We start from the raw sequence: 12184 nt of genomic DNA on the forward strand, positions 1-12184 counted from the left end.
CCCTTAACTGACGAGCGCATCCGGCTTGCCCTTGCTGCGCGGCCGTTCCTCGTCCATCTTGCCCCAGACGATCATGCGGTACTTGCTGGTGAACTCCGGCGTGCAGGTGGTCAGCGTGATGTAGCGGCCCGGCTCGGTGAAGCCCGACTCCTTCGGCACCGGTTCGAGGACGCTCACGTTGCTCGGCGGCGTCACCGGCAGGATCGACGCCATCTTGTAGACGAAGTACGTGTCCTGCGTCTCCACGACGATCGGGTCGCCCGGCTCCAGCCGGTTGATGTACCGGAACGGTTCCCCGTGCGTGTTGCGGTGCCCCGCGACCCCGAAGTTGCCCTCCTTGTCGTCGGGCATCGCCGTCTTCAGGACGCCCTCCGCGTAGTGGCCCACCATGCCCCGGTCGAGCACCTTCTTGCTGTCGATGCCCTCGGCGATCGGCACCACCACGTCCAGCCGCGGGATGTGCAGCAACGCGAAACCCTGCCCCGGCTCGAACGCGCCCGGCTTGCGCTCACCGTTGGCCCAGTCGCTCTGGAGGTCACTGGCCTCCTGGCCGGCCTGTGCCTGTGCGCGCACGTTCGTCCACCACAACTGGTAGGTGACGAACAGCAGCATCAGCACACCGCAGGTGATGAACACCTCGCCGATCCCCCGACTCGCGATGACGGCGGGACTGGCCTTCCGCTCCCGGGCCCGCCGCCGCGCCTCCACCCGCGAGAGCGGCACCTGGGGCCCGCTGCGGCCCTGCGGGGCATCGCGGGCCTCGGCAGGAGTGTTCGTCCCACCACGGCGGCCTTGACGCCTCCTGGCGGCCTTCCTGCGCTCCGCCCGGCCCCCGGCACCCGCCGGGGACTCCCTGTGCTGCGGCGGCGGATCAGGGATCCGCAGCGCCATCGTCTCCTCGTCCACGGGCGGCAGGTACGCACCCTCGTCGACGGGCGGCAGATACGCGGTGCTGTCCTCGGACCCGGCCGCACCACCGCCGACCGAACCCGGACCGGCCGAACCCGCGCCGCCGTAGGAGTAGGCGCCCTGCTGGGTGGTGTCGTACCAGTCGCCGCCCCCGAGCGTGCCGGGTGCCCCGTACGGCTGCTGTTGCCCGTACGAGGTCCCCTGCCCGCCGCCGGTGCCGTACGCGGAGCCCTCCGTGAAGGACTCCCCGTTCCCGGCACCGGACTCGCGCTCGGGGCGCAGCGCGGTCACGCCGACGACCTGCCCACCACCGGGGCGAGCCCCGCCGATCTCGCCACCGCTCCTTCGTCCCCGCACTCCACCAGCCAGTTGGCCAGCATCCGGTGCCCGTGTTCGGTGAGCACCGACTCGGGGTGGAACTGCACCCCCTCGACACGCAGTGCACGGTGGCGCAGACCCATCACGATGCCGTCCGGCGTCCGGGCCGTCACTTCCAGCTCCTCCGGCACGGTGTCCGGCTCGGCGGCCAACGAGTGGTAGCGCGTCGCCGTGAACGGGGACGGAAGACCCGCGAACACGCCCTTGCCCCCGTGCTCGACCCGCGAGGTCTTCCCATGCAGCAACTCGGGCGCACGGTCCACGACACCGCCGTAGGCCACCTGCATGGACTGCATGCCGAGGCAGACACCGAAAACGGGCACCCCGGTCGACGCGCAGTGCCGCACCATGTCCACGCAGACCCCCGCCTGCTCGGGAGTGCCGGGCCCCGGGGACAGCAGCACACCGTCGAAACCGTCCTGCGCATGCGCCGTCGACACCTCGTCGTTGCGCAGCACCTCACACTCGGCACCCAGTTGGTACAGGTACTGGACCAGGTTGAAGACGAAGCTGTCGTAGTTGTCGACCACGAGAATGCGCGCGCTCACTGGTTGTCCACCGTCACATCGTTGAAGGGCAGCAGCGGCTCGGCCCAGGGGAAGACGTACTGGAAGAGGACATAGACCACAGCGATGATCAGCACGAGTGAGATGAGTGCCCGCACCCATCCGTTCCCCGGCAGATGCCGCCAGATCCAGCTGTACATGCCGTCCCTTCCGTCGCACCACGGCACCAGACCCACGCCGTACGTCACCAGACTAACGGCGCAACGCCTCCGGTTTCCCGGCCTCCGCAGGCTGCGTGGAGTCCGGATACGCCCGGACGATCAGCCGGTGACCACGCCCCGTTCCGGTGCGCGCGTCGTCGGCGTCAGACCGCGGCCAGGACGCGTGTACCCGGAAGTACGTGGCACAGGGCCGATCACCTCGATGTCCGTCGGCACCGTTTCGCACGGCCCCCGGTCGACCCGGTACGTGAACCAGGTCGTCCCCTCGGTCAGCACCACCGCCGTCACCCCGCCCGAACCGGGAAAGCCCTTGAACGGGTCGCCATGGGTGCGTCGGTGGCCGACGACGGCGAAGTCGCCCTCCCGGCCCAGCCGCGCGGTGTTCACGTGGTGCCCGAGCCCTTTCCTCAGGGGCCCGGTCTCCATGCCTTCGAGCACGGGCTTGTTCCACGTGAAACCACGACGCGGGGGCACATGATCGCGCAAGGCTTTCCCGCGACGTACGGCTTCGGCCCCGGATCCGGAGGGCCCGCAGGTGCAGCGCCGACACCGGGACCCCCGGCGGGTACGGACAAGGACGTGGCGGCCGGCGCGGCAAGGGCGACAGCAGGGTGCTCCCGCTCGCCCGCCGGTCCTCGAGGAGAGCGATCCGGCCGGCCACGACCTGGTCGGCCCCGGCCCAGAACCCGCCCCGCGGGCTCTACTCCACGGGCTTCGCGTAGTGCAGGTCCACTGTGCCCGAGTATCCGGGCAGAGTCACCGGCCCGTCGTCCTCGACCTTCCAGCCGAGCCCGTAGACGTTGACGTACACCATGTAGTTCTGGATCGACGGAGAGGCCGCGAGCGCGTTCTTCAGCTTCTCCGGGTCACCGACCGCCGTGATCTTGTACGGCGGCGAGTAGACACGGCCCTGGAGGATCAGGGTGTTGCCCACACAGCGCACCGCGCTGGTGGAGATCAGCCGCTGGTCCATGACCTTGATGCCCTCGGCACCGCCCTGCCACATCGCGTTCACCACGGCCTGGAGGTCCTGCTGGTGGATGACCAGGTAGTCGGGCTCCGGCTCGGGGTACCCGGGAAGCCTGGCGGTGGCGTCCGGCGGAGCGTCGTCGAGCGTGACCGTGACGGCCTCGCCCTCGAGTTCCTGCGTCCCCGCGCGGCGCTCCAGGCCGGCGAGTTCGTCGTCCTCCGCCGCGCTCCTTCCCGCGTCGCGCTCGGCGAGGGACTCGACGTCCCCGCGCAGAACCCCGTTGGACTCCTCCAGCTCACCGTTCTTGTGGCTGCGCTCGTGAATGAGGTCGGACAGCTTCAGCAGCGAATCGTCCGTGCGGATGTTGGTCCCCTTCGCCGTGTTGAAGCTGGTGAAGAAGAGCAGACCCGCGAGGGCGAAGACACCCGCGGTGAGGATCCGGACAGGCCGGAAGCGCCGTCGGAGGGCAGGGCTGGATTCCCTCCCGGGGAAGTCGGCAGAATTGCTCAACGTACCCTTATCTCCTTCGGCGCCGCGGAAGCACTACGCTAACGGACGCCCGGGGGAGCGCTCGGAGTCCCCTTCCAACCGCCCCGAGCCCGACCAAGTTCCCTGCGCGGCCACGCAGCGCATCGACAGGAGAGACCCTCGTGCCGAAGTCACGTATCCGCAAGAAGGCCGACTACACGCCGCCGGCGGCGGCGAAGCAGACAACCGCTCTCAAGTTGACCAGCCGTGCCTGGGTCGCGCCGGTGATGCTGACCCTGTTCCTGATCGGCCTGGCCTGGATCGTCGTTTTCTACGTCACCGACGGCAAGCTGCCCATCGATGCCCTGGGCAACTGGAACATCGTGGTGGGCTTCGGCTTCATCGCCGCCGGATTCGGCGTCTCCACGCAGTGGAAGTAACGCCCGGCAGCGCTCGTCGCCCACGGGACCAGCAGGCCCTGCTCCGAGCTGCCCGACAGCTCGGAGCAGGGCCGTCGCCAGCTCCGGGCAGGGCTGTCCACCGGGTTATCCACAGGCGTTTCCACAGCGTGGGGAAAAGAAACCCCGATCTGTGGATAACCCCTCGAACGTTGACGCCGGTACGACAGAAGCACCGGTAACCGAATGCTCGTTCGCGCGCCTCTGACCTGGGGAAACAAAGGTCAGTGACATCGGGCACAGATGTTCCCACACGGTGTGCACAAGATCCGCCACATGCTGTGGACAACCCTCACTCAGGCGAGCTGGGCCGTCCTCACCAGAGTCACCAGCGCGACCGCGGCGAGAACCAGTGCACAGGTCCCGTACTGGATCAGCGCCCGCCGCTCGCGCGGAGCATGGACCATGGCGTACCCGATCACGACACCGGCGACGAGCCCTCCGATATGAGCCTGCCAGGCGATGTTGCTCCAGCCGAAGGTGAAGATCAAGTTGATCACCAGCAGTGCGATGATCGGCCGCATGTCGTAGTTGAGCCGGCGCACCAGGACCGCGGTTGCGCCGAACAGCCCGAAGATGGCGCCGGAGGCACCGAGCGAGGCCGTGGACCCCGAGGCCAGCAGGTAGGTCAGCGCACTGCCCGCCAGACCCGAGATCAGGTAGAGCACGAGATAGCGGGCTCGGCCCAGGGCCTGCTCGAGCGGGCCGCCGAGCCACCACAGACTGAGCATGTTGAAGGCGATGTGCCAGATCGCCTCGTGGGTGAACATCGAGGTGACCAGGCGGTACCACTCGCCCTCGGCGACGCCCTCGGCGGGAGGGAACGGCGTCGGGGGCCAGACCCCGATCAGCACGAGATGGCCGAGCAGCGACGACCAGACGTGCACCGCGACGAACACCGCGGCATTGATCCCGAGAAGGATCTTGGTGACCAGCCGGGGGTCCGCGGCGATGGCGCCTCCGGCGATCGTGCGGGGCATGGAGGCCGTGGGCGCGTGGCCGGTCCCCGAGCCGCCGCGGACACATTCGGGGCACTGGAACCCGACCGAGGCGCTGATCATGCACTCGGGGCAGATCGGGCGCTCGCAGCGGGTGCAGCGGATGCCGGTCTCACGGTCCGGGTGGCGATAGCAGGCGAGGACGCCGTGGGCGTCCTGCGGGCTGCCGGCAGCCTGGTCGTCCATGGGATCCCCTAGATCGTGTGGAAAAAAGCCCCGCCCCGCCCATCCTTACGGATGAGCGGGGCGTTTGGTTCCCTCTGGGAGGCTTGCGCACTCCTCGGGGACAGGGCCGTCCTCAGCCCTCGCGGATCTCGACCGACTCGATGACGACGTCATTGAGCGGACGGTCGGTGCGCGGGTTGGTCTGCGCGGCCGCGATGGTGTCGATCACCTTCTGGCTCGCGGCGTCGGTGACCTCGCCGAAGATGGTGTGCTTGCGGTTCAGCCACGCCGTCGGAGAGACGGTGATGAAGAACTGCGAGCCGTTGGTGCCCGGGCCCGCGTTGGCCATCGCCAGCAGGTAGGGCTTGTCGAAGCGCAGGTCCGGGTGGAACTCGTCCTCGAACTGGTAGCCGGGACCGCCGGTGCCGTTGCCCAGCGGGTCCCCGCCCTGAATCATGAAGCCACTGATCACCCGGTGGAAGACCGTGCCGTCGTAGAGCTTGGCCGTGGACTTCGCCCCGGTCTCCGGGTGCGTCCACTCCCGCTCGCCCTTGGCGAGCTCGACGAAGTTCCTGACGGTGATCGGCGCCTGGTTCGCGAAGAGCCGGACCTCGATGTCGCCGTTGTTGGTCTTCAGGGTGGCGTAGAGCTGGTCAGCCACGGTGTGCCTTCCGTTGTCTTTCCGTAACGCCCTGATCCTCGCATGGACGGGGCGCGCAGTCGCCCGACGTCCGTTCACAGGAGGGACAACAGAGCCGAACGGCTTGCGGAAAACGGGTGAGTGCCGCCGCGACGGGGGCACTCGGCAACGATCCGTGGCATGGTCGACGACCGGCCGGAGTTCCCCGTCTTCATCCGCTACTGCACTCGGTCAACGCCAGCGGAACCCGTATGCCCGCCCGCACATGCCCAGTGGCGAAGCGGGAGGCATGATCCGTAAAAGGGTGGACAGTCGAAAAACGTACGCCACCGAGGAGGAGGAACCGTGACCCGCATCGAAAGCGTGCGCGCTGCGACTGATTCGGCGAAGGACAGCGTGCTGCACGCCGCGGACGTGGTGGCGCCCTACGCCGACACGGCCAAGGTGAAGGCCGCGCAGTACGCGCAGGAGGCACGCGTACGGCTGGCCCCCAAGGTGTCGCAGGCCGCAGGGCATGCCCTCGTCCAGTACGGCGCCCATGTCCAGCCGTATGTGGAGCAGGCCCGTACTCATGTGCCGCCGAAGGTCGACCTGGCCGCCCATGAGGCCGCCGCCCGGACCCGCAAGGCCGCCCAGCAGGCGGCGGAGTACTCCCGGCCGAGGCTCGAGCAGGCCAGGGCCGCCGCCGGTCCGGCGAAGGACGAGGCGGCGGCGCGCAGCGCGGCGGTGCTGGCCGCCCTGCGCGGTCAGGTCTCGGCCCAGCAGATCCAGAAGCTGGTCCGTAAGCAGCAGCGGCGCGCGAAGGCCGGCCGTGCCGCGAAGGTGGTCTTTGTTCTGGGCGCCGTCGCAGGTGGCGCCTTCGCCGCCTGGAAGTGGTGGGACAAGCAGGCCAACCCGGACTGGCTGGTGGAGCCGCCGCCCGCGACCGATGTCCAGGAGTCCGGCACGCTGACGTCGGTGGACGGCAGCCGCGGGTCCACACTCGACCCCGAGGTCCGGGCGAAGGAGGCCGAGGAGGCCGCCAAGCGCGACGAGCACCCCTAGGCCTGTCTGCGCGGCGGCACCATCGGTCTGCGGTATCGACAACCTGCGGCGTCAGCAGCCCGGTGGGGCAGAAGACTTCAGCCTCTTCTGCCCCACCGGGCTGTTTCACGTGAAACAGCCCGGGGCGGGACCGGAGAACGGGAGCCGGACACGAGCGTCGGAAGGCGGATGCCGGACGGTGGGTGCCGGACGGTGGGTGCCGGTAAGCAAAAACCCCTCCCTCCGCGTTTCCGCAGGTGGGAGGGGTTTCCTTGTGGAGCCTAGGGGAGTCGAACCCCTGACATCTGCCATGCAAAGACAGCGCTCTACCAACTGAGCTAAGGCCCCGCGAACAAAGCGTCCACCAGGAAGAGGGACCTCCGGGCGGGCGTCGGACACCAGAGTACCGGGTCACCCGGGGGGTTCCGCAAAAAGGATTGGGGTCCCCGTGACCGACCACTCTCCGTAAGATGCTCGGCGTGGTTCGCTGGAGCGAAGCACGGTTCTTGGGGAAGCGATGGGGAGACGCAATGGACGCCGCACAGCAGGAAGCCACCGCAAGAGCGCGGGAACTGCAGCGGAACTGGTACGGGGAGCCACTGGGGACGCTCTTCCGTAAGCTCATCGACGATCTTGGCCTCAACCAGGCTCGTCTCGCGGGGGTGCTGGGACTGTCCGCTCCGATGCTGTCGCAGCTGATGAGCGGTCAGCGGGCAAAGATCGGCAACCCCGCGGTGGTCCAGCGGGTGCAGCTGCTGCAGGACTTGGCGGGACAGGTCGCGGACGGAAGCGTCAGCGCGGCCGAGGCCGCCGAACGCATGGAGGAGATCAAGAAGTCGCAGGGCGGCTCGGTACTCAGCAACACCACGCAGACGACGAGCGGTTCGGGGGCGCCCACGGTCAAGCGGGTGGTACGCGAGATCCAGTCGCTGCTGCGGTCGGTGGCGGCCGCCGGTGACATCATCGACGCCGCCGACACCCTCGCCCCGACCCACCCCGAGCTGGCAGAGTTCCTCCGGGTCTACGGCGCGGGCCGGACCTCCGACGCGGTCACGCACTACCAGGCCCACCAGAGCTGATGTCCTCGGCCGCCGGAGGGGGTCCGGCGGCCGAGGGCACGGGAGCGCCGGGGGAGTCGAACCGCTCATCACGGGGGAGGCAGTCGGGGGAGAGATCGGTGTGAGGCAGAAGGGGTAGGACAGGACCGGGCACGGCACCGCTGGGGGAGGAGCGACGCACAGCCATGGGTGAGGTCTTTGCCGGCCGGTACGAACTGGTCGACCCGATCGGGCGCGGAGGTGTCGGTGCCGTCTGGCGTGCCTGGGACCACCGTCGTCGTCGCTACGCGGCCGCCAAGGTCCTGCTGCAGAGCGACGCCCACTCCCTGCTCCGTTTCGTGCGCGAGCAGGCTCTGCGGATCGACCACCCCCATGTGCTCGCCCCGACCAGCTGGGCCGCCGACGACGACCAGGTCCTGTTCACCATGGACCTGGTCGCCGGCGGTTCGCTGGTCCACCTCATCGGCGACTACGGTCCCCTGCCGCCGGTGTTCGTCAGCACCCTGCTCGACCAGCTCCTGGCGGGACTCACCGCGGTGCACACGGAAGGCGTCGTGCACCGTGACATCAAGCCCGCCAACATCCTCCTGGAGGCGACCGGTACGGGCACGCCACGGCTGCGGCTGTCCGACTTCGGCATCGCCATGCGGCTCGGAGAGCCCCGCCTGACCGAGACCGACCTGGTGGTGGGCACGCCCGGCTATCTGGCGCCGGAGCAGATCATGGGCTCCGAACCGGACTTCCCTGCGGACCTGTTCGCCGTGGGTCTGGTCGCGCTGTACCTGCTGGAGGGCGCCAAACCGGACGCCAAGGCCCTCATCCAGCACTTCGCCGAACACGGGACGCCCGGGGCGCCCCAGAACATCCCCGAGCCGCTGTGGCAGGTCGTGGCCACACTGCTGCAGCCGGACCCGCAGGCGCGGTTCCGTACGGCCACCGGGGCGCGGAAGGCCCTGGCGGCGGCCAGGGAACTGCTCGCGGAACCCGGGCCCGACGACGAAGTGATCGAGATCTTCGACCAACTCGGTCCCCTTCCCTCGGGTTTCGGCCCCGCCGGGCCGCTGAAGGCGGCGTCGGGCGTGCGCTCGGGCCGGGGCCGTCCCGGAGCGGAGGGGCACCCTCCACAGGACGAGGAAACGGGCCGACCGGGGGACGCCGGAGCAGCCGGGACCGGACCGGCAGACGTCGGGTCGGCGGACGCCGGACAGGCAGGTTCGATGCTCCGGCCCTTCGGCGGAGACGACAGCCTCCCGGCGTCACCGGATTCGTCCTCCATGGACAGCGGCGCCGCCCCCACCGATCCACGCCAGGGTGCTTCCCCGGCACCACGTTCCACCCCCCGCACCCCCCACGCACCCCGGACGCCTGCCTCCGGCTCCAGCGCCGTCTCCCCTCCGGAACCGTCCGCCCCGCCGCAGTCACCCTCCCTGTCGGACACCGGCAGTTTCCACCTCCCACCGCCGCAGGCCACGGTCACGCCGACCCCCGCCCCCGCTCCGTCCCACCACGCACACACGCCACGACCACCGGTGCCACCGCCACCGGCGCAGGCACCGTTACCGGCGCAGTCTCAGGCGCCCGGGCAGCTCCAGCCGCCGTACCACGCGCAGCCCCAGGTCGCCCACGTCGGCCGGCTCGGCCCCATGTCCCACGCCTCCCCTCACGACCCCACTCGCCCGCTGCGTTCCCTCCGACCCCAGCCGTCGGCGCGCCCCCGCCCCGCGTCGCACCGGGCCGATCCCTCCACGGCCGAATGCACCGCCGGAGTCACCGAGGCTCCGTCTCCGGGCAGGGCAGGCCCACGGCACGGAGCGGGCAGCCGACGCCGGCGCCGTCCCGGCCCGCCCGCACGGGTAGCCGTCCCTCTCCTGTTCCTGGCCCTGGCCTGCTACGTCGTGGGGTTCTGGGCGCTCACCAGAATCTGATCCCTCACGGCCGCCCCCGGAAACCGCCCTGCCAGGAACTGCCTTTCCCATGCGGGGAGACCGCCCTCCGCCGAGCCACCACCGTCCACACACCGAGGCCCACCAGTAGTGCGCTGCCGGTGCCGATACCGCCCACCGCGAGCGCCGTCATCGCGGTGCCGTCCCCCGGTCCCGGGCCCGCCGCCTGCCCGTCCGCCGCTGCCTCGCGGTCCTCCTCGCCCACCGCGAAAACGTCCGCCGGCACGGGCTCCCCCGCGTACCCGGGCCCGTCCTGTGCCGCACCGCTCACGCGTACCCGCAGCGTCAGCGGGACGGGCGCGTCGCCGAAGTCGTCCGCGACCTTCTCCGCGAAGTGCGCGACGAGGTAGTACGAGCCGGCGAAGCGCATCGCCGCGACCTGGCCGGTGGGGGCATGGCGATTGGCGTACGCGACGGGGGGCAGCGGGGCAAGGCTGTCCGACTTCTGCCTGCCGTCGTATCCGACGCCCATGTCCGCGACATGCCCGCGTACGGGGTTGTAGAGGTCCAGGTCCAGGGCCGCGGGAACGAATCCGGTACCGTCCGAACTCGAACTGCCCAGTTCGGCGGTGGCGTTGAACTGCCGGCCCCAGCCGACCGGAACCTTGTAAAAAAGCGTTTGTCCGGGCCGGATGTCGTCCCGCCAGACTCCTTCTCCGAGTGGGGTGGCCTCGGCGAAACCGGCGCCGCCGGCGCGCCGTCGGGCCTCTCCGGCGACGGGCTCGGGCGAGGCGGAGTTCCACGCGTCCGGCGGGGCCGTCGCCCCGGCCTGCGCCGACCGCGGTTCCGACACGGTGGTGAGCTCCAACGCCCAGGCGTCGGGGGAGGCGCCCTTCCCGTCCGGATCCGCGCGTTCGACGGCCACGTAGTACGTGCCGGCGTCCTTGCAGAGGGACCGCCTGGGGGAGATCTCGCGCGCGGCCCACGCGGCGACCGGGTGCGGACTGGCCGCGGCGCCGAAGGTCGCCGTGTCCACATCACAGGAGCGGCCGTCACCGTCCTGTACGGACACTTCGACTCCGTCGACGACGGCGGCGGTGCCGCCCCCCGGCGGGACGGCGGTGGCGGAGACGTAGACGCTCGAGGTGTCGTCGAGTTCCAGACGGTAGTGGACCGGACCGCTCGCCGGGAGGGTGCTCCGGTAGGTGCGGCCTGCCTCCAGTTGTACGGCGTCCGCGGTGCTCAGGGCTCCTTCGACCCGCGGCGCGCCCTCGTCGAAGGCATACGTTCCAGGAGTCCCGGCGGCGACCGCCTCCTGCCCTGCGGGCAGGCCCGGCATCCCCGTCAGCAGCACCACCGCGAGCGTCGCCACTCCGGCGCGTCCGGCGGTCGAGGCCCGGCTGCTTCGTGCCGCCCGTGCACGCCGCCCCCACGCAGTACACCGCCGTGCCCTCACGCGCCACTCCTCGTCGTCGCCGGATGTCGCACCGTGACCATCCTGCCCCGCGGGCAAGGGGCGTCGGCAAGGCCCCCAGCGCACAAAACCCCGACCGCGAGCGCGGCCGGGGTCTGTTCAGCGTCGTATGTCGGTACTCACGAACCCGTGGGCACGGAGTCAGTCGCCTCCGTCCACAGATCCTGCTCGGCGCGATCCGCCTGGATCTGGCGGTACACGAGGAGCCCGCCGATGGCGGCCAGTGCGACCAGGAGAAGCTTCTTCACCGCGCGACCTCGTCTTTCTTGACGTAGGGGACCTCTGGCGCCCGACTATACACACCGGCCGAGACCGATCGGTGACCTGCTTCGGCCCGCCAACTGCCCTTCCTTACTGCGCAGTAGAAGCGGGGAAGACCGGCCGGGCCGGAGGGTGACCGCCTCCGCACGGTCGGTGATTTTCGCCGCCTCCCTCCGCGATCTTCCGCTTTTCGCCCCTCTTGCGCCTATCCGGGTGGTGTTCATCTGAACATCGACGCGCCACGGGCACAGGTCCACCACTTCGGGCTCTGCATACACATCATGAGGAAAGTACGCAAATCGCCCGACCCGAAAGTGAGAGGCCAATGGCCCGGAACAAGGTCATGAAGCTGTGGACCGCCCTCGTCACCGCCTTCCTCGCGCTGTGCACGGCGCTCGGACTCGTCACCACGACCGCCTCGGCGGCCGTACCCCGGAGCGAGACGACGCGCAACAGCGAGAACGCCCCGGACGTGACGGCGCCGACGGCGTCCACCCGGCCCTGGTCCCATGCTGCGGCCCTGCCTCCCACGATGAAACAGCGCATCCGCGCGGAGGCCCACGGCGCGTCCCCCGGCTGCCGCAGCCGCCGTCTCACGAACCCGGCCCCGGCCCTTGACCCGACCGCCCCCACGAACTGCTCCGACGACGACACCACGTCCCCCGCAGAACCCCCCAGGGGCCATCTCCCGCTCCAGCGCTGAGCCCTGGAGCCTGGAGCCCCACCACACTCCTCCCGTGCCGTTCCGGCTCCCCGAAGTACCGGCGAACTC

At 70.1% G+C, this 12184-nt stretch carries 13 protein-coding genes, 1 tRNA gene and 1 pseudogene; 5 read left to right on the plus strand and 10 right to left on the minus strand.

The window, feature by feature from the left end; all coding sequences use genetic code 11:
• Positions 1 to 3: 3 nt before the first annotated feature.
• The 5 genes and pseudogenes from TU30_RS00620 to TU30_RS00640 all read right to left on the minus strand — a co-directional run bounded on the left by TU30_RS00620 (position 4) and on the right by TU30_RS00640 (position 3494).
• Entirely contained in the window at positions 4 to 1200 is a 1197-nt protein-coding gene (locus TU30_RS00620) for a class E sortase (protein ID WP_042163143.1), read from the minus strand.
• Positions 1197 to 1835, minus strand: a complete 639-nt coding sequence (locus TU30_RS00625) for an aminodeoxychorismate/anthranilate synthase component II (protein ID WP_042163146.1) — start codon at positions 1833 to 1835, stop codon at positions 1197 to 1199. Before TU30_RS00625 ends, TU30_RS00620 begins: the two co-directional genes overlap by 4 nt.
• The gene (locus TU30_RS00630) at positions 1832 to 1993 is read right to left on the minus strand and encodes a hypothetical protein (protein WP_176726179.1); all 162 of its coding nucleotides are present in this window, start codon (positions 1991 to 1993) and stop codon (positions 1832 to 1834) included. The genes TU30_RS00625 and TU30_RS00630 overlap by 4 nt, the downstream gene beginning before the upstream one ends.
• A gap of 52 nt (positions 1994 to 2045) precedes the next feature.
• A pseudogene (locus TU30_RS00635) lies at positions 2046 to 2675 on the minus strand (sortase domain-bontaining protein).
• A gap of 39 nt (positions 2676 to 2714) precedes the next feature.
• Positions 2715 to 3494 (minus strand): DUF881 domain-containing protein, encoded by a 780-nt coding sequence (locus tag TU30_RS00640; protein ID WP_042163150.1) that lies wholly within the window; start codon positions 3492 to 3494, stop codon positions 2715 to 2717.
• Positions 3495 to 3634: 140 nt separating this feature from the next.
• On the opposite strand from TU30_RS00640, the gene crgA reads away from it, so the two are divergent.
• Positions 3635 to 3892 carry a cell division protein CrgA gene (gene crgA, locus TU30_RS00645; RefSeq protein ID WP_042163152.1) on the plus strand — a complete coding sequence of 86 codons (258 nt, stop codon included), beginning with the start codon at positions 3635 to 3637 and terminating at the stop codon, positions 3890 to 3892.
• A 314-nt stretch (positions 3893 to 4206) separates the two neighbouring features.
• Here the strand turns inward: crgA and TU30_RS00650 are convergent, their stop codons facing one another.
• Together TU30_RS00650 and TU30_RS00655 are read right to left on the minus strand one after the other, a co-directional pair.
• Positions 4207 to 5094, minus strand: a complete 888-nt coding sequence (locus tag TU30_RS00650; protein ID WP_042163154.1) for a rhomboid family intramembrane serine protease — start codon at positions 5092 to 5094, stop codon at positions 4207 to 4209.
• Positions 5095 to 5206: 112 nt separating this feature from the next.
• Positions 5207 to 5734: a peptidylprolyl isomerase gene (locus TU30_RS00655; protein ID WP_042163156.1), complete on the minus strand. Its 528-nt coding sequence runs from the start codon at positions 5732 to 5734 to the stop codon at positions 5207 to 5209.
• A 324-nt stretch (positions 5735 to 6058) separates the two neighbouring features.
• Between TU30_RS00655 and TU30_RS00660 the strand changes: the two genes are divergently transcribed.
• Complete coding sequence (locus TU30_RS00660; RefSeq protein ID WP_042163157.1) at positions 6059 to 6757, plus strand: DUF5324 family protein; 699 nt, start codon at positions 6059 to 6061, stop codon at positions 6755 to 6757.
• Between the two features lie 254 nt (positions 6758 to 7011).
• On the opposite strand, the gene TU30_RS00665 is transcribed toward TU30_RS00660, so the two are convergent.
• Positions 7012 to 7084: transfer RNA gene (locus TU30_RS00665), tRNA-Ala, on the minus strand.
• Between the two features lie 182 nt (positions 7085 to 7266).
• On the opposite strand from TU30_RS00665, the gene TU30_RS00670 reads away from it, so the two are divergent.
• Positions 7267 to 7815 carry a DNA-binding protein gene (locus tag TU30_RS00670; protein WP_042163158.1) on the plus strand — a complete coding sequence of 183 codons (549 nt, stop codon included), beginning with the start codon at positions 7267 to 7269 and terminating at the stop codon, positions 7813 to 7815.
• 164 nt (positions 7816 to 7979) lie between these two features.
• The gene (locus TU30_RS00675) at positions 7980 to 9719 is read left to right on the plus strand and encodes a serine/threonine-protein kinase (protein ID WP_042163160.1); all 1740 of its coding nucleotides are present in this window, start codon (positions 7980 to 7982) and stop codon (positions 9717 to 9719) included.
• 4 nt (positions 9720 to 9723) lie between these two features.
• On the opposite strand, the gene TU30_RS00680 is transcribed toward TU30_RS00675, so the two are convergent.
• The gene (locus tag TU30_RS00680) at positions 9724 to 11049 is read right to left on the minus strand and encodes a hypothetical protein (RefSeq protein WP_370626538.1); all 1326 of its coding nucleotides are present in this window, start codon (positions 11047 to 11049) and stop codon (positions 9724 to 9726) included.
• A gap of 221 nt (positions 11050 to 11270) precedes the next feature.
• Positions 11271 to 11399: a DLW-39 family protein gene (locus tag TU30_RS33320; RefSeq protein WP_003999697.1), complete on the minus strand. Its 129-nt coding sequence runs from the start codon at positions 11397 to 11399 to the stop codon at positions 11271 to 11273.
• A 338-nt stretch (positions 11400 to 11737) separates the two neighbouring features.
• Between TU30_RS33320 and TU30_RS00685 the strand changes: the two genes are divergently transcribed.
• Positions 11738 to 12115, plus strand: a complete 378-nt coding sequence (locus TU30_RS00685) for a DUF6344 domain-containing protein (RefSeq protein ID WP_042163164.1) — start codon at positions 11738 to 11740, stop codon at positions 12113 to 12115.
• The last annotated feature ends 69 nt before the right edge of the window (positions 12116 to 12184 follow it).

Origin of the sequence: Streptomyces sp. NBRC 110035 (assembly GCF_000829695.1) — a bacterium.
Lineage (GTDB): Bacteria > Actinomycetota > Actinomycetes > Streptomycetales > Streptomycetaceae > Streptomyces.

Coding starts and splice junctions, on each gene's coding strand:
- TU30_RS00685 (WP_042163164.1), top strand. CDS start 11,738: ATGGCCCGGAACAAGGTCATGAAGCTGTGGACCGCCCTCGTCACCGCC.
- TU30_RS00670 (WP_042163158.1), top strand. CDS start 7,267: ATGGACGCCGCACAGCAGGAAGCCACCGCAAGAGCGCGGGAACTGCAG.
- TU30_RS00675 (WP_042163160.1), top strand. CDS start 7,980: ATGGGTGAGGTCTTTGCCGGCCGGTACGAACTGGTCGACCCGATCGGG.
- TU30_RS00650 (WP_042163154.1), bottom strand. CDS start 5,094: ATGGACGACCAGGCTGCCGGCAGCCCGCAGGACGCCCACGGCGTCCTC.
- TU30_RS00630 (WP_176726179.1), bottom strand. CDS start 1,993: ATGTACAGCTGGATCTGGCGGCATCTGCCGGGGAACGGATGGGTGCGG.